Genomic DNA, 23,502 nt, shown 5'->3' with positions numbered 1-23,502 from the left:
GCTGGAGAGCGAACGTGACGATCACCAACGACAGTGTCCTGTCGCCGGCGCAGCAGCGCCTGTGGTTCCTGAACCGCTTCCAGGAGGGCGCCGCCGGCCACACCCACACGGTGGCGCTGCGGCTGGCCGGCGGCCTGGGTCCGGAGCAGCTGCGCGCCGCGCTGGACGCCCTGGTCCGGCGGCACCCGCTGCTGGGCACCGTGCACCGCGAGGCCGAGGGCCGCTGCCGACCCGAACCCGCCCCCGACGGCGGGGCGTTCGCCGGGCTGCGGCCCGAGCCGGTCGCCCCCGACGAGCTCGACGAGGCGCTGACCCGGGCGGCCGGCCAGGGCCTGGACCTCACCCGGGAGCCCCCGCTGCGGGCCCGGCTGCTGGCCACCGGTCCGGACGCCCACGTGCTGGTCCTGACGGTGCACGAGATCGCGGCCGACGAGCGCTCGCTCGCCGTGATCGTCGACGACCTGGCCCGGGCGTACGCGGCGGCCACCGCCACGGCCGCCCCCGGCGCGCCCGAGCCCGCCCCGCAGTACGCCGCGGCCGCCGCCGCCGACCGGGAGCTGAACGGCGCCCCCGAGCGGCCCACCGAGCACGCCGCGGCCGAACTCGCCCACTGGCGCGCGGCCCTGGACGGCGCGCCGGCGCAGCTCGACCTGCCCGTCGACCGGCCGCGCCCGGCCGTCACCCGCTACGCCGCCGACGAGTACCGCGGCGAGCTGGACGGCCCGCTGACCGCGGCCCTCGCCGACCTGGCCGCCGACTGCGGCGCAGGCGTCGAGGCGGTGCTGCACGCCGCCGTCGTGGCGCTGCTCGGCCGATTCGGCGCCGGCGCCGACGTCCCGCTGGTCGGCAGCCTGCCCGGCCGCGACGGCGGGCGGCGCGCCGCCGTGGTCGGCCCGCTGGCCAACCCGGTGGTGCTGCGGGTCGTCCGCCGCCCCGGCGCCTCCTTCCGCGAGCTGGTCGGCGACTGCGCGGCGGTCGCCGACACGGCCCGGCGCCACGGCGGCATCCCGTTCGAGACCGTGGTCGGGGAGCTGCGGCCCGAGCGCGCGCTCAACCGCCACCCGCTGGCCCAGGTGGCCTTCGACCTCGCCGAGGACCTGCCCGCCCGGCTCGACCTCGGCCCGCTCGACGCCCGGGTGGAGCAACTTCCCCGCCAGCACTCCCCGTTCGACCTCCAGCTGCGCTTCCGCAGCGCGCCCGACGGTTCCGGGCTGCGGCTGGCCGCGACCTTCAGCACCGAGCTGTTCGACCCGGCGACCGTCCGGCGGCTCACCGACGCGCTGCCGCGCCTGCTGGCCGCCGCCGTCGCCGCGCCGGACGCCGACCCCGACGGCTACGAGGTGCTGGACCCGGCCGAGCGGCACGCCCTGCTGACCACGTGGAACGCCACCGACCGGCCGGTGCCCGACGCCGACGTCTCCGCGCTGTTCCGGGCCCGGGTCGCCGCCCAGCCCGCGCGGACCGCCCTGATCGCCGGCGACACCGTGCTCAGCTACGCCGAACTCGACGACCGGGCCGAGCGGCTGGCCGGCGAGCTGCGCCGCCACGGCGCCGCCCCGGGCCGGCTCGTCGCGCTGGCGCTGCCGCGCTCCGCCGACCTCGTCGTCGCCCTGCTCGCGGTGGCCCGCACCGGCGCCGCCTACGTGCCGCTCGACCCCGACTACCCGGCCGACCGGATCGGCTACATCCTCGACCACGCCGCCCCCTCGGCGCTGGTCACCGACAGCGCGACGGCCGGGCGGCTGCCCGCCACCGCCGCCCACCGGGTGCTGCTGGACGACGAGGAGCTGCGCGCCAGGCTGGCGACGGAGCCCGCCGGGCCGCAGGGCCCCGCCGCGACCGCCGCCGACCCGGCCTACGTCATCTACACCTCCGGCTCCACCGGCCGGCCCAAGGGCGTCGTCATCAGCCGCCACGCGCTGACCAACTTCCTGGTCTCGATGGCCGACCTCTTCCCGCTCGCGGCCGAGGACGTCTGGACCTCCGTCACCACGATCGCCTTCGACATCGCCGCCCTGGAGCTCTACCTGCCGCTGGTCGGCGGCGCCACCGTGGTCCTCGCCGACCGCGCGACCGTCACCGACCCCGCCGGGCTGGGCGCCCTGGTCGGCCGCACCGGCACCACGATCATGCAGGCCACCCCCAGCCTCTGGCAGGCCCTGTGCGACGAAGTCCCGCAGGCGCTGAGCGGCCTGCGGATGCTGGTCGGCGGGGAGGCCCTGCCGGCCGCCCTCGCCGAGCGGATGCGCGCGCTCGGCAGCGAGGTCACCAACCTGTACGGGCCCACCGAGACCACCATCTGGTCCACCGCCGCCCGCCTGGACGACCGCCCCGGCGCGCCGACCATCGGCCGGCCGATCGGCAACACCCGGGTCCGGGTCCTCGACGAGGCGCTGCGCCTGGTGCCGATCGGCGCCGCCGGCGAGCTGTACATCGCCGGGGACGGCGTCGGCACCGGCTACCTGCACCGCGAGGACCTCACCCGGGACCGCTTCCTGCCCGACCCGTACGGCGCCGAGGGCGAGCGCATGTACCGCACCGGCGACATCGTCCGCTGGGCCGCCGACGGCAACCTGGAGTACGTCGGCCGCGCCGACTTCCAGCTGAAGGTCCGCGGCTTCCGGATCGAGCCCGGCGAGATCGACGCCGTCCTGGAGCGGCACCCCGCGGTGGCCCGCGCCGTCACCGTCGCCCGCGAGTACGCGGCCGGCGACACCCGGCTGGTCTCCTACGTGGTGCCGGCCGGCGAGGGCGGCGCCGACCCGGCCGAACTGCGCGCGCACGCCGCCGCCACGCTGCCCGGCTACATGGTCCCGGCCGTGGTGGTGCCGATCCCCGAGATCCCGCTGACCCCCAACGGCAAGACCGACCGGGCCGCGCTCCCGGATCCGGGCACCACCGCCGCCGGCAGCGGGCACGGGCCGCGCAGCGCCCGCGAGGAGCAGCTCTGCGACCTGTTCTGCGAGGTGCTCGGCGTCGCCTCGATCGGCGTCGACGACAGCTTCTTCGACCTCGGCGGCCACTCCCTGCTCGCCACCCGGCTGATCGGGCGCATCCGCTCGGTGCTGGACGTCGAGGTGCCGATCCGCACCCTGTTCGAGTCGCCCACCGTCGCCGGGCTGGCCGGCCGGCTGGGCAGCGAGCCCGCCCGCCGGGCCGGGCTGGTGCCGGTCGACCGAGACCGGCCGCTGCCGCTCTCCTACGGCCAGCAGCGGCTCTGGTTCCTGTACGACTACGAGTCCCAGGGCACCGAGTACAACTCGCCGCTCGGCCTGCGGCTGACCGGGCCGCTCGACCGGGACGCCCTCGGGCGCGCCGTCGACGCCCTGGTGGCCCGGCACGAGGCGCTGCGCACCACCTTCGCCACCGAGGGCGGCCAGGGCGTGCAGGTCGTCCACGCCCCGGCCCACCGGCCGGTGCGCTTCACCGACCTCGCGGCCGAGGGGCGCGTCGACGACCTCGACCAGCTGCTGCGCACCGAGCTGAGCCGCTCCTTCGACCTGCGCGGCGGCCCGCTGCTGCGCCCCTGGCTGATCCGGCTGGCCGATGCCGAGCACCTGCTCGTCCTCGACATGCACCACGTCGTCACCGACGGCTGGTCCAAGGAGGTGATGGCCCGCGAGCTCGTCGCCCTGCTCGGCCAGGAGGCCACCGGCCGGCCCGCCGCGCTGAGCGAACTGCCCCTGCAGTACGCCGACTTCGCGGTGCACCAGCACGGCGAGCGGGGCGCCCGGGAGGCCGCCGACCTCGCCTACTGGAAGCGCCGGCTGGACGGCGTGGTGCCGCTGGAGCTGCCGACCGACCGGCCCCGGCCCGCCACCCGCGCCACCCGGGGCGCCGGCCACTCCTTCGAGCTGAGCCCCGAGCTGGTGGCCGCCCTCACCCGGCTCTGCCGCCGGGAGGGCGTCACCCTGTTCACCGTCCTCACGGCGGGCGTCCAACTGCTGCTGTCCCGGTACGCGCGCCAGCGCGACGTCGCGGTCGGCACCATCGTCTCCGGCCGCGAGCACAGCGAACTGGAGGACGTGCTCGGCTTCTTCGTCAACACGCTGGTGCTGCGCGCCCGGACCGCCCCCGACACGACCGTCGGGGCCTTCCTGGCCGACGTCCGGCAGGGCGTGCTGGAGGCCTTCACCCACCAGCACCTGCCGTACGACCGGCTGATCGACGAGCTCAAGCCGGACCGCGACCCCAGCCGCACCCCGCTGATCCAGGCCGCGCTGATGCTCAAGCGGGCCCAGGACGCGCTGCCCGGCCCGGACGGCCTGCGGGTCGAGGAGAGCGCCCTGCCGCGGATGCACGCGCTGTTCGACATCGGCTTCGAGTTCGAGGAGCGCGACGGGCGGCTCGGTGGCCTGGTCGAGTACAGCACGGCGCTCTTCGATCCGGTGACCGTCGCCCGGATCGCCCGCCACCTCACCGTGCTGCTGGAGGGCATGGCGGCGGCCGACCCGGACCGCCTGGTCGACGAGCTGCCGCTGATGGACGAGCAGGAACGCCGGCTGGTCACCACCGGCTGGAACGCCACCGCGACCGGCGCCCGGTTCCACACGGCGACCATCCACGGGCTGGTCGCCGACCAGGCCCGGCGCACCCCGGACGCCGCGGCCGTCACCACCGAGGACTGCAGCCTGACCTTCGCCGAACTCGACGCGCTGACGGACGCGCTGGCCCACCGGCTGGCCGACCGCGGCGTCGGCCCGGGCACCGTCGTCGGCGTCCGCACCCGGCGCGCCGCCGAGATGACGATCGCCCAGCTCGCCGTGCTCAAGGCCGGCGGCGCCTACCTGCCGCTCGACCCCGAACTGCCCGACGACCGGACGGTCTACGTGCTCCAGGACGCCGGGGTGCCGGTGCTCCTCACCCAGCGCGACCTGCCCGGCCCCGAGGCGCCGGACGGTGTCGAGGTGCTGTACGTCGAGGACACCGGGCCCGGCACGCACGACGGGCCGCCCGAGGTCGCCGTCGGCCCGTCCGACCTCGCGTACGTGATCTACACCTCGGGCTCCACCGGCAAGGCCAAGGGCGTGCTGATCGAGCACCGCGGCGTGGTCAACCTGTGCGACTGGTACCGGGACTTCTTCGACGCCGGGCCCGGCGACCGGGCCACCCAGATGGTGCCGCCCGGCTTCGACCCGACGGTGCTGGAGCAGTGGGGCGCCCTCGCCTGCGGCGTGGAGATCCGGTTCGCCTCCGACCGCGTCCTGGAGGACCCGCACCTGCTCGCCGGCTGGATCGTCGAGCAGGGGATCACCCTGATCCTCATCCCGGCGCCGCGCCTGGAGGCCCTGCTCGACCAGCCCGCGCTGCACCAGGGCCGGGTGCGCCACATCCTCACCGGCGCCGACGTGGTGCGCCGCCGGCTGCCGCGCGGCTCGACGATGGCGCTGTCCAACCTGTACGGCCCGACCGAGACCACCGTGCTCACCACCGGCACGGTGCTGGAGGCGGAGGAGGACGCCCCGGTCGGGCGGCTGCCCTCGATCGGCCGGCCCATCGCCAACACCACCGGCTACGTGCTCGACGAGCACCGCGAGCCCGTCCCGGTGGGCGTGCCCGGCGAACTGTACGTCGGCGGCGCCGGGGTGGCCCGCGGCTACCTGGGCCGCCCGGAGCTCACCGAGGAGCGGTTCGTCCCGGACCACCTCGCCGCCACCGCCGGCGCGCGGCTCTACCGCACCGGCGACCTGGTCCGCTGGCTGCCCGACGGCACGCTCGAGTTCCTCGGGCGGATCGACAACCAGGTCAAGGTGCGCGGCTACCGGATCGAGCTGGGCGAGATCGAGACCGCGCTGCTCGACGACGAGAGCGTCGAGCAGACCGCGGTGGTCGCCCGGACCAAGCCGTCCGGGCAGACCGCGCTGACCGGCTACGTGGTGCCCGCGGACGGCACCGCCGACCCGGAGAAGATCCGGGCCCGGCTCGCCGAGCGGCTGCCCGGCTACATGGTCCCGCCGGTGGTCATCGTCCTGGACGCGTTCCCGATGACCACGAGCGGCAAGATCGACCGGCGGGCCCTGCCGGAGCCGGAGGAGCAGCGGCCGGCCGCCGAGCCCACCGCGCCCCGGGACGAGACCGAGGCGGCGCTGGCCGGGATCTGGGCCGAGGTGCTGGGCGTGCCCGTCGTGGGGGCCGAGGACAACGTCTTCGACCACGGCGCCAACTCGGTGCTCACCCTCCAGGTCACCGCCCGGATCCGGGAGGTGTTCGGCGTCGGGGTCTCGGCCCGGCACGTGTTCGCCGCCCGCACCGTGGCGGCCCTCGCGGACCAGGTCCGCAAGCAAGTACTCGAAGACGTGCGCCGGACACCGGCGGACCGGACGACGACGCGCGGTGGCGCGCGGGGGAGCAACCGATGACAGACCAGCGACACAGCGAGGGCCAGGACGCCGACGAGATCCTGCGGCAGCGGCTGGCGGCCGCCGGCGCCGGCGGCGGCGACCGCGACGCGATCCGGTCCGGCGGCGACGGCCCGGCCCCGCTCTCCTTCGGCCAGGAACGGCTCTGGTTCCTCCAGGAGTTCGAGACCGACGCGGTCGAGTACACCACCTCCTTCGGCCTCCGGCTGCGCGGCGGCCTCGACCTGGCCGCGCTGCGCACCGCGCTGACCGGCCTGGTCGAGCGGCACGAGCCGCTGCGCACCGTCTTCACCACCGAGGACGGCGTGGCCCGCCAGGAGGTCCGGCCCGCCTACGCCCCGGATACCGAGCCGGTGGACCTGAGCGCGCTGGGCACCGGGGAGCGGGAGGCCGAGTTCGCCGCGCTGCTGCGCCGCGAACTCGCCACCCCCTTCGACCTCGCCAGCGGCCCGCTGCTGCGCTCCACGGTCGTGCGGCACGGCCCGGACGACCACGCGCTCTTCCTCAACCTGCACCACATCGCCGCCGACGGCTGGTCCAAGGGCCTGCTGACCGGCGAGCTCGGCGAGCTCTACCGGGCCGCGGTCGAGGGCCGCCCGCACACCCTCGCCCCGCTGCCGGTCAGCTACCGCGACTACTCCCGCTGGCAGCGCGAGCGCTGCACCGAAGACCGCCTGGCCGGGCAGCTGGACTACTGGCGCGACGAGTTGGCGGACATCCAGCCGCTGGAGCTGCCCACCGACCGGCCCCGCCCGGCGGTGCGCACCACCGTCGGCGCCCTGCACACCTTCCAGGTCGACGCCGAGGTCGCCACCGGGCTCGACACGCTCGGCGCCGAACGCGGCACCACGCTCTTCGCCGTGCTCGCCGCCGCCACCCAGGTCCTGCTGGCCCGGCACACCGGCCAGCGCACCGTGAGCCTGGGCACCGTGTCGGTCGGCCGCGACCGCACCGAACTGGAGCCGCTGGTCGGCTTCTTCGTCAACACCCTGGTCCTGCACGGCCGGATCGACCTGGACGAGGACTTCGGCGACCTGCTGGAGCGCACCACCGACCAGCTCTGGGACGCCCTCAGCAACCAGGACGTCCCCTTCCACCGGCTGGTGGACGAGATCCAGCCCGAGCGCGACCCGAGCCGCACCCCCTTGGTGCAGGCCGCCCTCGTGCTCCAGAACGACCCCGGCGCCCTGCCCGACTTCGGCGGCCCGGCCGTCGAGGAGTTCCGCGCGCCCTCGGTGTCCTCCATCTTCGACCTGACGCTGGAGTTCACCCCGGCCGCCGACGGCACGCTGGGCGGGACGGTGGAGTACAACACCGACCTGTTCGACGCCTCGACCGTCGACGCGCTCTGCACCCGGCTGCTGCTCCTGCTGGCGGGCGTCGCCGCCGACGCCGACCGCCCGGTCGGCGACCTGCCGCTGCTCACCGCCGCCGAACTCGACACCGTCACCCGCGACTGGGCCGAGAACCGGGTGCCCTACCCGGCCGACCGGACCGTCCACTCGCTGGTCGCCGAGCAGGCCGCGGCCACCCCCGACGCCATCGCCGTCACCGCCGCCGAAGGCGAGCTGACGTATCGTCAGCTCGATGAGCGGGCCGACCGGTTGGCCCGGCTGCTGCTCGACCGCGGCGCCCGCCCCGGCCAGCACGTCGCGGTCTGCCTGCCCCGCGGCACCGGCCTGGTCGTCGCCCTGCTGGCCGTGCTCAAGGCCGGCTGCGCCTACGTCCCGCTGGACCCGGACTACCCGGCCGACCGGCTGGAGTTCATGCTCGCGGACACCGGGGCCGCGCTCTGCGTCACCGACCGGGAGCTGCTCGAACGGCTGCCCGACCTGGCCGTCCCGGCCCTGCTGCCCGCCGAGCGCACCGCCGAGCTGGCCGCCCTCCCGGCCGGGCCGCCGGCCGCCGACGCGGGGCCGCAGAGCGCCGCCTACGTCATCTACACCTCCGGCTCCACCGGCCGGCCCAAGGGCGTCGTGGTCGAGCACCGCTCCATCGTCCGGCTGGTCCGCGGCGCCGACTACGCCCCGCTGGCGGCCGACGACGTGGTGGCGCAGGTCGCCGACGCCACCTTCGACGCGGCGACCTTCGAGTTCTGGGGCCCGCTGGTGGCCGGGGCGCGGATCGCCGTCATCACCAAGGACGTCCTGCTCGACCCGCCGGCCTTCGCCGCCGCGCTGCGCTCGACCGGCGCCACCGCGATGTTCCTCACCGCCGGCGTCTTCAACCAGGTCGTCGGCCTGGAGCCCACCGCCTTCGGCGGCATGCGCCACCTGGTGGTCGGCGGAGAGGCGCTCAACCCGCGCCGGATCGCCGAACTGCTGGCCGGCGGCGCCCCGCCGCAGCGGCTGGTCAACGGCTACGGCCCGACCGAGACCACCACCTTCGCCGTCTCCCACCTGATCCGCGAGACCGACGGCGTGCGCGCCATCCCGATCGGACGCCCGATCTCCAACACGGCGGTGTACGTCCTCGACGAGCGCCGCCGCCCCGTCCCGCCCGGCACGCCCGGCGAGCTCTGGATCGCCGGCCCCGGCGTCGCCCGCGGCTACCTGGGCCGCCCGGAGCTGACCGAGGAGCGCTTCCAGCCCTCGCCGTTCGCGGCGGAGCCCGGCGAGCGGATGTACCGCACCGGGGACGTGGTGCGCTGGGCCGACGGCCTGGTCGAGTACCTCGGCCGCGCCGACACCCAGGTCAAGGTCCGCGGCTACCGGATCGAGCCCGGCGAGGTCGAGGCCGTCCTGGAGGCCCACCCCGCGGTGGCCGAGGCCCTGGTGGTCGCCCTCGCGGACGGCGACCACAAGCGGCTGGTCGGCTACCTGCGCGCCGAGCCCGGCGCCGTCATCGCGCCGCAGGACCTGCGCGCCTTCGCCGAGCAGCGGCTGCCCTCCTACAGCGTCCCGACCGCCTTCGCCACCCTCGACGCCTTCCCGCTCACCCCCAACGGCAAGGTCGACGTCCGGGCCCTGCCGGCACCGGACGCCCCCCTGGAGCGGGAGGACTACCGGGCCCCCGAGGACCCGGCCGAGCAGGCGCTCGCCGAGGTCTGGTCGGAGGTGCTCGGCATCGGCAAGGTCGGCGTCGACGACAACTTCTTCGAACTCGGCGGCGACTCCATCCTGAGCATCCAGGTGGTCGCCCGGGCCCGCCGGGCCGGACTCGTCATCACCTCGAAGGACATCTTCTCCCGGCAGTCGCTCGCCGACCTCGCCCGCGCCGCCCGCCCGGTCGAGGAGGCCCCGGTCGTCCTGGCCGACGCCGACGACCACGAGCCGGCCCCGCTCGGCCCCGTCCAGGAGTGGTTCTTCGCCCACCACACCCGCGGCGCCCACCACTTCAACCAGTCCGTGCTGATCACCCTGGACGGCGCGGTCGACGAGCCCGCGCTGGCCCGCGCCCTGGCCGGCCTCGTCGGCCGGCACGAGGCCCTGCGCACCCGCTTCGCCACCGGCCCCGACGGCCGGCGGGTCCAGACCGTCACCGCCCCGGACGCCGACGCCGCGCCGGCCGAGGTCCGGATCGAGCGGATCACCCTGGACCAGGCCGCCCCCGGCGAGCGCGCCGCCGCCATGCGCACCCTCGCCGAGGCCGCGCAGGCCTCGCTGGACCCGGCCGAAGGGCCGCTGGTGCGCACCCTGCTGTTCGACCACGGCGCCGGCGAGCCCGCGCGGCTGCTGCTCACCGTGCACCACCTGGCCGTGGACGGCGTCTCCTGGCGGATCCTCCTGGAGGACCTGGAGAGCGCCTACCGGCAGGCCGTCCGCGGCGAGGACGTCGACCTCGGCCCGGTCGGCACCTCGTACCGCGGCTGGGCGCGCCGCCTCGCCGCCTTCACCCGGGACGGCGGCCTGGACGACGAGCTGGCGCACTGGGCCCGCCCGGTGCCGGCCGGCTCCGCCGACCTGCCCACCGACCGGGAGGGCCGCAACAGCGTCGGCGACACCCGCGCCGTCTCCGCCGGCCTCGACGCCGAGCGCACCCGGCAACTGCTCCAGGACGTGCCCGCCGTCTACCGCACCCAGGTCAACGACGTCCTGCTGACCGCGCTCGGCCGCGCGCTCGCCCGCTTCACCGGCCGGGCCCGGACCCTGATCACCCTGGAGGGCCACGGCCGCGAGGAGATCCTGGACGGCACCGACGTCTCCCGGACGGTCGGCTGGTTCACCTCGATCTTCCCGGTGCTGCTGGAGTCCCCGGCCGACCGCCCGCTCGGCCGGCTCATCCGCGACACCAAGGAACTGCTGCGCGCCGTGCCCGGCCGCGGCGCCGGCTACGGCCCGCTGCGCTACCTGCGCGGCGACCAGCCGCAGGCCGCCGCCCTGGCCGCGGCGCCGCAGCCCCAGGTCAGCTTCAACTACCTCGGCCAGTGGAGCGACGCCGCGGCCGGGAGCGAGCTGTTCCGCGCCGTCGAACCCGACTACGGCCTGGACCACCACCCGGACGAGGAGCGGCCGCACCTGCTGGACATCGTCGGCGAGGTCCGGCACGGCGTGCTGACCTTCGACTTCCACTACGCGCCGCAGCGCCACGACCAGGCCACCGTGCAGCGGCTCGCCGACGACTTCGCGGCGGCCCTGACCGAACTCGTCGAGCACTGCCTGACCCCCGGCGCCGGCGGCGCCACCCCCGGCGACTTCCCGCTGCTCACCCTCGACCAGGCGACCGTCGACCGGCTGGTGCCGGCCGGCTCCGCCGTCGAGGACATCCACCCGCTGACCCCGATGCAGAGCGGGATGCTCTTCCACACCCTCAACCAGGACGGCGTCGGCGCCTACTCCGACCACGTCGCCTTCCGGCTGGAGGGCGTCCGCGACGTCGACGCGCTGGCCGCCGCCTGGCAGCACGTGGTCGACCGCACCCCCGCGCTGCGCACCCGGCTGGTCTGGGACGGCGTCCCCGAGCCCGTCCAGGTGGTCGAGCGCTCCGCCCGGCTGACGGTCCGCCGCCTCGACTGGACCGGCCTGCCCGCCGCCGAACTGGACCGCCGGCTCAAGGCGCTGATCGACGAGGAGCGCGCCACCGGGATCGAGCTGTCCCGGGCGCCGCTGATGCGCCTCGCCCTGGCCCGCGAGGACGAGCGGACCGTCCGCGTCGTGTGGACCTTCCACCACGCCGTCCTGGACGGCTGGAGCACCTCGCACCTGTTCGCCGACCTCTTCGCCGCCTACCAGGCGCTCACCGACGGCAGGGGCAAGGCCCCGGCGCTGCCCGAGCGCCGGCCGTTCCGCGACTACGTCGCCTGGCTGGCCCGGCAGGACAAGGACGCGGCCGCCGCCCACTGGAGCGCCCTGCTGGGCGACCTGGACGCGCCGACCCAGCTGCCGTTCGGCCGCTCGGTGCCCCAGGGCCACGAGTCCCAGTCCGCCGGGCAGGTCCGGGTGGGCCTGTCCGGCGCCGAGACCGACGCGCTGGTCGCGATGGTCCGCCGCCACCGGCTCACCCTCAACACCGCCGTCCAGGGCGCCTGGGCGATCCTGCTGGCCCGCCACTCCGGGCAGCGCGACGTCTGCTTCGGCACCACCGTGGCCGGCCGCCCGACCGAGCTGCCCGGCGCCGACACCATGGTCGGCAACCTGCTCAACACCCTGCCGCTGCGCACCGAGGTCGACCAGGACGCCCCGCTGGTGGAGTGGCTGGCGGCCCTCCAGGCCGAGCAGGCCGAATCCCGGCGCTTCGAGTACTCCTCGATCGCCGAGATCCAGCGCAGCAGCAAGGTCCCGCGCGGCAGCGCGCTGTTCCAGACCCTGGTGGTGTTCGAGAACTACCCGGGCAACGGGGCCGCCGCCGAACGCCACGGACTGCGGCTCAGCGACGTCCGCGCCGTCGACACCACCAGCTTCACGCTGGACCTCACCGCCTACGACGACGACGGCTCGCTGACCCTGCTGCTCTCCTACGACCCGGCGCTCTACGACCGCGCCCAGGCCGAGGTGCTGGCCGACCAGCTCGCCGTCCTGCTCGGCAGCATGCCCACCGCCCCCGGCCAGCGCGTCGGCGACGTCCCGATGCTGTCGCTGCGCGCCCGCGACCGCGTCCTGTACGAGTGGAACGACACCGGCACCCCGGGCGCCGACGCCTGCCTGCACGAGCTGATCGCCGAGCAGGCGCAGCAGACCCCGGACGCCGAGGCGGTGGTCTTCGAGGAGACCGTGCTGACCTACGCGGAACTGGAGGCCCGGGCCAACCGGCTCGCCCAGCACCTCGTCGGCCAGGGCATCGGCCCGGAGACCGTCGTCGCCATCTGCCTGGACCGCGGCCCGGACACCGTCGTCGCCGCCCTCGGCGTCCTCAAGGCCGGCGCCGCCTACCTGCCGCTGGACCCCACCCACCCCGCCGAGCGGCTGCGCCTGGTGCTGGACGACAGCGCCGCCGCGATGCTCGTCACCCAGCGGGACCTCGTCGAACGGCTCCCGCTGTGCGACGCGACCGTGCTCTGCCTGGACGCCGACCGCGAGGAGATCGACAGCTGGCCCGCCGAGGCGCCCAGCACCGAGGTGACCCCGGACAACCTCGCCTACGTCATCTACACCTCCGGCTCCACCGGCAAGCCCAAGGGCGTCACGGTCGAGCACCGCAGCGTCGCCCGGGCCGCCGCGGCCTGGCGCGAGGCCTACCGGCTCGACCGCGGCCCCGTCCGCCAGCTCAACCTCGCCAGCATGGCCTTCGACGTCTTCGTCTCCGACCTGACGCACGCGCTGACCGCCGGCGGCGCCCTGGTGCTCTGCCCGAAGGACGCCACCACCGACCCGGCGCGCCTGCTCGACCTGATGGAGCGCCAGCGCGTCACCCACGTCGAGACGGTGCCCTCGCTGGCCAACGCGCTGGCCGACGAGGCCGCCCGCAGCGGCCGGGCCTTCCCGCCGCTGCGCTACCTGGCCGTCGGCTCGGACAACTGGCGCACCGACGACTGCCGGCGGCTGCTGAAGAGCGTCGCCCCCGGCACCGTCGTGCTCAACTCCTACGGCGTCACCGAGGCCACCGTCGAGTCCTCGTACTTCACCGTCACCCCGCAGAGCCTGCCGGACGTCGCGTCCGTGCCGATCGGCCGGCCCATCCCGGGCACCCGGATGTACGTCCTGGACGCGGACCTGGAGCCGCTGCCGGTCGGCGTCGTCGGCGAGCTCTTCCTCGGCGGCACCGGCGTCACCCGCGGCTACCTGGGCCGCCCCGACCTCACCGAGGAGCGCTTCTCCACCGACCCGTTCACGCCCCACCCCGACGGCCGGCTCTACCGCACCGGCGACCAGGCCCGCTTCCTGCCCACCGGCGACGTCGAGTTCCTCGGCCGCGGCGACGACCAGGTCAAGGTCCGCGGGTTCCGGGTGGAACTCGCCGAGATCGAGGCCGTCCTGCGCCGCCACCCCGACGTCCTGGAGGCCGTCGCGGCGCTGCGCTCCGAGCCGGGCGCCGTCCTGACCGGGTACGTCGTGCCCCGGCCCGGCACCGCACCGGAGAGCGCCGAACTGCGCCGCTACCTGGAGGGCTCGCTGCCCCGCCACATGGTGCCGCAGGCCTTCGTCCGGCTCGACCGGCTGCCGCTGAACGCCAACGGCAAGGTGGACCGGCGGGCGCTGCCGGCCGCGGCCGCCGACGACCGCCCGGTCACCACCAGGACGGCCCCCCGCAACCCCGCCGAGCAGGCGCTCGCCGGGCTCTGGGCGGAGGTCTTCCGGGTGCCCGAGGTCGGCGTCGACGACAACTTCTTCGACCTGGGCGGTGACTCGATCCTGAGCATCCAGGTCGTCTCCCGGGCGCGGCAGTTGGGACTGCGCCTCAGCTCGCAGGACATCTTCAGCCACCAGACCATCGCCGGGATCGCCGCCGCGATCTCGACCCACGAACCCGAGGAGCCGGCCGGCGTGAACACCGAACCCGTCACCGGAAGGGCGCCGCTGACCCCGATCCAGCGCGCCTTCTTCCACCACCACACCGAGGCCCCCCAGCACAGCACCATGTCCGTGCTGGCCGAGCTGCGCGAACTTCCCGACGAGGCGCACCTGCGCACCGCGCTCGACGCCCTCCTCACCCACCACGACGCCCTGCGCACCCGCTTCCGCACCGTCTACGGCCGCTGGCAGCAGGAGATCGCCGCCCCCGGCGACGGCTGGCCGCTGGAGCGGCTGGACCTCACCCTGGAGGCCGACCCGGAGGGCGCGCTGCTGGCCGCCGCCACCGCCGCCCAGTCCGGCTTCGACCTGGCCGAGGGCCCGCTGGTGCGGGCCGTGCTGGCCGACCTCGGCGGCACCGCCGGCGCCCGGCTCTTCCTCACCGCCCACCACCTGGTGGTCGACGCGGTCTCCTGGCAGACCCTGCTCGGCGACCTGGAGACGGCCTACCGGCAGGCCGCCGAAGGCCGGCCGGTCGACCTCGGCTCGCGCGGCACCTCCTTCCTCGACTGGTCCCGCCGGCTCTCCGAGCACACCGCGGTCGGCGGCTTCGACGAGGAGCTGGACCACTGGTTCGCGGCCGGCCGCGCCGGCGGCGAGCCGCTGCCCGCCGACCTCACCGGCACCCCGACCGTCGCCACCGCCGCCGCCGTCCGGGTCGGCCTGGACGCGGAGAGCACCGACGCGCTGCTGCGCGAGGTCCCCGCGGTCTACCGCACCCAGGTCAACGACGTCCTGCTGACCGCGCTCGCCCGGGTGCTCGCCGACTGGACCGGCCGCTCCGCGGTCCTGGTGGACCTGGAGGGCCACGGCCGCGAGGAGATCTTCGACGACGTCGACCTGAGCCGTACCACCGGCTGGTTCACCACCTCCTTCCCGGTCGCCCTGGACACCGCCGACGGCGCCGACTGGGGCGCCCGGCTCCGCTCCGTCAAGGAGCAGTTGCGGGCCGTCCCCCAGCGCGGCATCGGCTACGGCGCGCTGCGCCACCTCAGCCCGGCCGGGGCGCCCGGCGAGCTGCTCGCCGAAGGCCCCCGCGCCCAGGTCGGCTTCAACTACCTCGGCCGGGTCGTCGACGGCCACGACGGCGGCCTGCTGCACGACGTGCGGCTCGGCTACGGCACCGAGCAGGCGCCCGGGGAACTGCTGGAGTACCCGCTCGACATCGTGGCGTACGTGCGCGACGGCAAGCTCGGCTTCGAGCTGTTCCACTCCACCGCGACCCACACCACCGAGACCGTCCAGCGGGTCGGCGACCAGCTCGTCGAGGCCCTGCGCGGGATCGTCGCGCACTGCCGCGAGGCCGGCGCCGCCGCCTCCGGGGCCACCCCCTCGGACTTCCCGCTCGCCCGGGTCGACCAGCCGCTGCTGGACGAGCTGACCGCGCTGGGCCGGATCGCCGACCTCTACCCGGCCACGCCGATGCAGCACGGCCTGCTGTTCCACAGCCTCACCGAGGAGGGCGAGGGCGTCTACCTCGGCCAGCTGTCCTTCCTGCTGGAGGGCGGCGTGGACGCGGACGCCTTCGCCGAGGCCTGGCAGCGCCTCGCCGACCGGACCCCGATGCTGCGCACCGCCTTCGCCCGGGTCGACACCGACCAGCCGCTCCAGGTGGTCCGCGAGCACGTCACCGTGCCCGTCGAGCGGCTGGACTGGAGCGCCCTGCCGGCGGCCGAGCGCGAGCAGCGGTTCGCCGCGTACCTCGCCGAGGACCGCACCCGCGGCATCGACCTGGCCGTGGCGCCGCTGATGCGCCTGGCCCTGATCGACGAGCCGGACGGCGCCCTGCGGGTCGTCTGGACCTCGCACCACCTGCTGCTGGACGGCTGGAGCAGCGCCGAACTCGTCTCCGAGGTGGTCGACGACTACCTCCGGCTCACCGGCCACGACCGGCCCGGCCCGGCCGCCCGCCGCCCGTTCCGCGACTACGTCGCCTGGCTCGGCGAGCAGGACCTGGCCGACGCCGAGCGCTACTGGCGCGAGCTGCTGGACGGCTTCACCGCTCCGACCGCGCTGCCGGCCGACCGGGCCGGCGAGGAGGCGGCCCGCCAGGGCAGCGAGGCGACCAGCGTCTTCCAGCTGGAGCCCGAGGTCAGCGAGCGGCTCGCCGAGGTCGCCCGGCGCCACCGGCTCACCACCAACACGCTCGCCCAGGGCGCCTGGGCGCTGACGCTCTCGCGCTACGCGGGGGAGCGGGAGGTCTGCTTCGGCTCGGCCGTCTCCGGCCGCCCCGCCGACCTGCCCGACGTCGAGTCGATGATCGGCCTGTTCATCAACAACCTGCCGGTGCGGGTCGAGGTCCGCCCCGAGCAGCCCGTCCTCGACTGGCTGGGCGACCTCCAGCGCGACCAGGTCCAGGCCCGCAGCTACGAGTACGTGTCGCTGGCCCAGATCCGCGGCTGGACCGGGCTGCCCGCCGGGGTCGACCTGTTCGACAGCTACGTGGTCGTCGAGAACTACCCCTTCGACGGCGAACTGGGCTCCGACCAGGGCATCCGGATCCGCGACGTGCGCTCCCAGGAGCCCACCAGCTACGCCATGGTGCTCGCGGTCTTCGCCGGCGAGCAGCTGTCCTTCCGGCTCGCCTACGACCCCGGGCTCTTCGACGCCGACACCGCCGACCGGGTCACCGGCGACCTGCGCGCCCTGCTGGAGGAGATCGCGGCCGAGCCCGAGCGCACCCTCGCCGAGCTGCGCGCGCTGGCCCCCGCCCACCGGGAGCGGCTGCTCACCGGCCACAACGAGACCGCCACCGCGCTCACCACCGACGCCCTGGTGCCCGAGCGGTTCGCCCGCCAGGCCGCCGCCACCCCGCAGGCCGTCGCCCTGGTCCACGGCGGCGAGCGGATCACCTTCGCCGAGCTGGACGAGCGGGCCAACCGGCTCGCCCACCACCTCGCCGACCGGGGCGTCGGCCCCGAGGTGCCGGTCGCGGTCTGCCTGCGGCGCGGCCCCGGCCTGATCACCGCGCTGCTCGCGGTGCTCAAGGCGGGCGGCGTCTACACCCCGCTGGACCCGGCCGCCCCGGCCGAGCGCCTGCGGCTGCTGGTCGAGGACGTCAAGCCCCGGGTGGTGATCGCCGACGAGGCCGCGAGCACCACGCTGGCGCTGCCCGCCGACGTCGCCCTGGTCGTCCCGGAACGGGAGCGGGACGCGATCGCGGCCCGGCCCGCGACCGCCCCCGACCCGGACCTCGCCCCGGAGCACGCCGCCTACGTCATCCACACCTCCGGCTCCACCGGCAAGCCCAAGGGCGTGCTGGTCGAGCACGGCAGCCTGGCGAACCTGCTCGACAGCCACCTGCGGACCGTCTTCGAGCCGCTGCGCGAGGCCTGCGGCGACCGGCAGGTCCGGGTCGCCCACCTGGCGCCCGCGTCCTTCGACGCCTCCTGGAACCCGGTGCTGTGGATGGTCGCCGGCCACGAACTGCACCTGGTCGACGACGAGGTGCGGCGCGACGCGCACGCCCTGGTCGCCTACCGCGCCGAGCAGCGGATCGACTTCCTGCAGACCACCCCGTCCTGGTTCCGCCAGCTCGACGACGCCGGACTGCTCGCCCCCGGCAGCCACCCGCTGCGCGGTGCGGCGCTCGGCGGCGAGGCGATCGGCCAGGCCCAGTGGGACCGGCTGCGCGCCCAGTCCGACCTGATCGCCTACAACTTCTACGGGCCCACCGAGGCCACCGTGGACGCGCTGGTCTGCCGGGTCGCCGACAGCCCCCGGCCCGTCCTCGGCCTGCCCGTCCAGAACGTCCGGGCCTACGTCCTGGACCCGGAGCGCAACCTCGCCCCGGTCGGCGCGCCCGGCGAGCTGTACCTGGCCGGCGACGGCCTCGCCCGCGGCTACCTGGGCCGCCCCGACCTGACCGAACAGGCCTTCCTGGCCGCGCCGTTCGACCCCAAGGAGCGGCTGTACCGCACCGGCGACCGGGTCCGCCGGCTGTCCGACGGCCGGCTGGAGTTCCTCGGCCGGCTCGACGACCAGGTCAAGCTGCGCGGCTACCGGATCGAGCCGGGCGAGATCACCGCGGCCCTGGACGCCCACCCGGGCGTCGCCGAGTCCGTCGTCCTGGTCCGCGGCGAGGCCGAGCACGCCCGCCTGGTCGCCTACCTGCGGCCGGCCGCGGGCGGCGTCCCCGGCGCCGCCGAGCTCGCCGGCTACCTCGCCGAGCGGCTCCCGGCCCATCTGGTGCCGGCCGCCTTCACCGAGGTGGAGTCCTTCCCGCTCACCCGGCACGGCAAGATCGACCGGGCCGCGCTGCCCGACCCCGCCGAGACGGCCGTCGAGGCCGCCGAGGAGTGGGTGGAGCCGCGCGACGAGACCGAGAAGCTGATCGCCGCGATCTGGTCCGAGACCCTGCACGTGGAGCGGGTCGGCGCGCACGACAGCTTCTTCGCCCTCGGCGGGCAGTCCCTGACCAGCGTGCAGGCGATCACCAGGATCAAGCAGACCTTCGGCATCCGGATCGCCTTCCGCAGCCTCCTGGAGAACCCCACCGTGGCGGGGGTGGCGCGACTCGTCGAGGACGCGCTGCTGGAGGAACTGGAGCGAGAGGCCGCGCGCCAGTCGGCGCCGGCGGCGGAGTAGGGGCAACCGACATGAGTGAGACCCAGACGTCCACGTCCCGCGAGGACCGCATCGCGGCCCTGCCCGAGCACCTGCGGGCCCTGCTGCGGGACCGCCTGGCGGGCGCCGAGGCGCCCGCCGCCGAGGCCGTCGCGAGCACCGCGCTGCGGCCCGCCGACCGCGACCGCCCGCTGCCGATGTCCTTCGCCCAGCAGCGGATGTGGTTCCTGTACGAGTTCGACCCGGAGTCGGTCGGCTACAACTCCTCCTTCGCGCTGCGGCTGCGCGGCGACCTCGACCGCGCCGCGCTGCGGGGCGCGCTGGCCGCCGTCGTCGACCGGCACGAGGCGCTGCGCACCACCTACGACCAGGTGGACGGCGTCCCGGTGCAGGTCCCGCACCCGAGCGTGGACATCCCGCTGCCGGTCGTGGAGGCCGGCGGCGGGACGCCCGAGGAGCGGGAGGAGGAACTGCTGCGCCTGGTCCGGGAGGAGGCCGGCCGGCCCTTCGACCTGCGCACCGGCCCGGTGCTGCGGACCCTCCTCGTCCGGCTCTCCGACCACGAGCACGTGCTCGTCCTGAGCATCCACCACATCGCGCACGACGGCTGGTCGCTGTCGATCGTCACCCGCGAGCTGGGCCAGTACTACGCGGCCGCGCTCCAGGGGCGCGAACCCGACCTGCCCGCGCCGGGGCCGCAGTACGCGGACTACTCGGTGTGGCAGCGCGAGCGGGCCTCCGGCGGGCGGCTCGACGAGCAGCTCGACTACTGGCGCGAGCAGCTCGACGGCGTCCCCGTGCTGGAGCTGCCGACCGACCGGCAGCGCCCCGCCGTGCCCACCGGGGCGGGCGCCTTCCACGAGTTCAGCGTCCCGGCGGAGACCGTCGCCGGGCTGCGCGAGCTCACCGAGTCCGCCGCGGCGACGCTGTTCATGACGCTCACCGCGGCCACCCAGCTGCTGCTGGCCCGGCTCTCCCGGCAGGAGGACGTCGCGATCGGCACCCCGGTGGCCGGCCGCGACGAACCCGAACTCGCCGACCTGGTCGGCCTGTTCCTCAACACCCTGGTGCTGCGCGCCCGGATCGAGCCGGGCCTGGGCTTCCGGGACTTCCTGGGCCAGGTCCGCGACACCGTGCTGGCCGGCTTCGACCACGCGGAGGTCCCGTTCGAGCGGGTGGTGGACGCCGTCCAGCCCGAGCGCGACCCCAGCCGGATGCCGCTCGCGCAGGTGCTCATCGTCCTGCAGAACGCCCCCGAGGCCGTCCTCGACCTGCCCGGGCTGACCATGGAGCAGCTGGCCCTGCCGCAGGCGAGCACCGGCTTCGACCTCGTGGTGGCCTTCGAGGAGCGTTCCGACGGCAGCCTCTGGTCCGCCCTGGAGTACAGCACCGACCTGTACGACGAGGCCACGGTGCGCCGCTTCGCCGGCCACCTGACCACCCTGCTCGGCTCGATCGCCGCCGACCCCGACCAGGAGCTGGGCCGGCTCGACCTGCTCGACCCTAAGCAGCACAACCGGCTCACCGTGGACTGGGCCCGCAACCCGGTGGCCTTCCCCGAGCAGGACCCGGTGCACCTGCTGGTGGCCAAGCGGGCCGCCGAACGCCCCGACGGCCTCGCGGTGGTGCGCGGCGACGAGCGGCTCAGCTATGCCGAACTCGACCGCCGGGCCGGGCTGTTGGCCGAGGTGCTGCGCTCCCGCGGCACCCGCCCCGGCGACGTCGTCGGCGTCTGCTGCGAGCGCGGCCCCGACCAGGTGGCCGCCACCCTCGCGGTGCTCAAGGCCGGCGCCGCCTTCCTGCCGCTGAACCCGCGCTTCCCGGCCGCCCGCCGGGAGCTGATGCTGGCCGAGACCGGCGCCGGGTTCGTCTTCACCGAACGCGCGCTGGCCGCCGACGCGGGCGAGTCCGCCGCCGAGCCGCTGATCCTGGAGGACCTGCGCCCGCAGCTCGACGCGCACACCGGCCCGGTGCCCGAGGGCGACCGGGTGGGGCCGGACGCGCTCGCCTACATCGTCTACACCTCCGGCTCCACCGGGACGCCCAAGGGCGTGCTGCTGGGCCACGGCGGCCTGACCAACGTGGTCAACGCCTCCCGGCTGATCGTCGGCACCGGCCCCGAGAACACGGTGACCCAGCTCTCCTCGCCCAGCTTCGACGGCGCGGTCTGGGAGACCTTCCTCGCCCTCGTCTCCGGCGCGGCGCTCGCCCTCCCGGCGGACGAGTCCGAGGCGCTGGGCAGCGAGCAGTTGCGCGCCATGGCGGGGGGCCGGCCCACCGTCCTCGCGCTGCCGCCCGCGGCCCTCGCGGCGGTCGAGCCCGAGGCGCTGCCCGCCGGCTCGGTGGTGCTCGCCGTCGGCGACCGCTGCCCGGTCGGCCTGGCCCGCAAGTGGTCGCGGGTCCACCGCTTCATCAACGGCTACGGTCCGACCGAGAACACCGTCGGCGCCACCATGTTCGAGGTCCAGGACGAGGAGGCCGGCAGCCGGCTGTCGATCGGCCGGCCGCTGCCCAACACCGAGGTCTACCTGCTGGACCCGCACGGCAACCCGGTGCCGCCCGCCGTCACCGGCGAGATCCACCTCGGCGGCCGCGGCGTCGCCCAGGGCTACCTGGGCCGCCCGGAGCTGACCGAGCAGCGGTTCGTCCCGCACCCCTTCGCGGACGACCCCGGGGCCCGGCTCTACCGCACCGGCGACCTCGGCGCCTGGCTGCCCGACGGGCGGATCGACTTCCGCGGCCGCGCCGACGACCAGGTCAAGATCCGCGGCTTCCGGGTCGAGCCCGGCGAGATCGAGTCGGCCATGCAGCGCCACCCCGCGGTCGACCAGGCCGCCGTGGTGATCCGCGAGAGCGACCGCGGCAAGCAGCTCGTCGGCTACCTGGTCGCCGCGCCCGGCCGTGACCGGGGCGAGGCGGTCCGCGAGGTCCGCGAGGCCCTGACCGAGGAACTGCCCGCCTTCATGGTGCCGGCCGCGCTGATCCCGTTGGACGCGATGCCGCTCACCACCAACGGCAAGGTCGACCGGGACGCCCTGCCGGACGCCCGGGAGGCCCTGACCAGGGTCTCCACCCCGCCGAACGGCCCGGTGGAGACCGCGCTGGCCGAGGTGTTCCGCTCGGTGCTGGGCATCGAGGACGTCGGTGCCGAGGACGACTTCTTCCTGCTCGGCGGCGACTCCATCCTCTCCACCCAGGTGGTCGCCCGGGCCCGCCAGGAGGGCCTGCACTTCACCGCCCGGGACCTCTTCCAGCACAAGACCGTCGCGGCGCTCGCCAAGGCCGCCGGGACGGGGGAGAGCGGCCCGGCCGAGGAGGACCCGTACGCCACCGGGCCCGTGCCGCTGACCGCCGTGCAGCAGTGGTTCTTCGAGCACCACACCGTCAACCCGGGCCACTTCAACCAGTCGCTGCTGTTCGAACTCGTCCCGGGCGCCGACACGGAGGCCCTGCGCGCCGCCCTGGCCGCGCTGGTCGGGCAGCACGACATGCTGCGCGCCCGCTACACCCGCGACGCCGGGGGCACCTGGTCCCAGGAGGTGGCGGCCGAGGCCGACGGCTGCTGGGACTTCCAGCGGCTCGACCTCGCCGGGGCGCCGGACGCCGAGGAGCGCGCCACCGAGGCGTTCCGGCAGGCCCAGAGCGGCCTGCGGCTGGCCGAGGGGCCGCTGCTGCGCGCCGTCCTGGCCGACCTCGGGCCGGACCGCCCGGCCCGACTGTTCCTGACCGCGCACCACCTGGTGGTCGACGGCGTCTCCTGGCGCATCCTGCTCGACGACCTGCGCTCCGCCTACGCCGACCTGGCGGCCGGCCGGTCCGTGCGGCCCGCCCCGCGCTCCACCTCCTTCGGCCAGTGGTCCCGCCGACTGCGCGAGCACGCCCTGACCGGCGGCTTCGACGACGAGCTGGCGCACTGGCGGTCGCTGCCCGAGCCCGCCGGGGAGCCCCTGGACACCGGCCGGTTCGGCGACCGCCGCACCGCGCGGCACACCCTGACCGAGGACGACACGGAGGCGCTGCTGCGCCGGGTGCCCGGCGTGCTGCGCGCGCAGGTCCACGAGGTGCTGCTGACCGCCCTCGCCCAGGCGCTCGCCGCCCAGGGCCACGCCGGTGACGGCGGCACCGTGATCGACCTGGAGGGGCACGGCCGCGAGGAGATCCTGGACGGCGTCGACCTCTCCCGCACCGTCGGCTGGTTCACCACGATCTACCCGGTGCTGCTCGACGTGCCCGCGGACCTGGCGCCGACCGCCGCCGTGCGGGTGGCCAAGCGCCGGCTGCGGGCCGTCCCGCGCCGCGGCATCGGCCACGGCGTCCTGCGGCTGGCGGCGGCCGCCGAGGCCCGGGAGGACCTGCTGGTCCCGGCGCCCAGGGCCCGGATCGGCTTCAACTACCTCGGCCAGTGGGACAACCAGCTGCCCGAGGGGGACCGGCTGATCCTGCGCCACCTGGACCACGGCGGCGGCGACCACGAGCCGGCCGAGACCCGCACCTACGAGCTGGACGTCGCCGCCGCGGTCGAGGGCGGCCGGATGGAGCTGTCCTGCGTGTACGCGGGCGGCCGGTTCGACGAGGCGGCGGCCACCGCCCTGCTCCAGCGCATGCACGAGGCCCTGCGCGAGATCGTCCGGGCCTGCGGATGACCGGCCGGGCCGGTACGGACACGGCCCCGCGGGGCCGACGGAAGGAAG

3 protein-coding genes are annotated in these 23,502 nt (G+C 75.8%); all 3 read left to right on the top strand.

Annotated features, from left to right (window positions below):
- Positions 1–14 precede the first annotated feature (14 nt).
- From ABT015_RS20500 to ABT015_RS20490, 3 genes are read left to right on the top strand one after another with little or no spacing between them, the layout of a single operon-like run.
- Positions 15–6,359: a non-ribosomal peptide synthetase gene (locus ABT015_RS20500; protein ID WP_350880984.1), complete on the top strand. Its 6,345-nt coding sequence runs from the start codon at positions 15–17 to the stop codon at positions 6,357–6,359.
- Positions 6,356–18,832 carry a non-ribosomal peptide synthetase gene (locus ABT015_RS20495; RefSeq protein ID WP_350880982.1) on the top strand — a complete coding sequence of 4,159 codons (12,477 nt, stop codon included), beginning with the start codon at positions 6,356–6,358 and terminating at the stop codon, positions 18,830–18,832. Before ABT015_RS20500 ends, ABT015_RS20495 begins: the two co-directional genes overlap by 4 nt.
- An 11-nt stretch (positions 18,833–18,843) precedes the next feature.
- Entirely contained in the window at positions 18,844–23,454 is a 4,611-nt protein-coding gene (locus ABT015_RS20490; RefSeq protein WP_350880980.1) for a non-ribosomal peptide synthetase, read from the top strand.
- Positions 23,455–23,502: the final 48 nt, after the last annotated feature.

The organism is Kitasatospora sp. NPDC094016 (assembly GCF_040304045.1).
Taxonomy (GTDB): domain Bacteria; phylum Actinomycetota; class Actinomycetes; order Streptomycetales; family Streptomycetaceae; genus Kitasatospora.
Note: the sequence above shows the minus strand (reverse complement) of the source record. Positions and strands in the feature narration are given on the sequence as shown.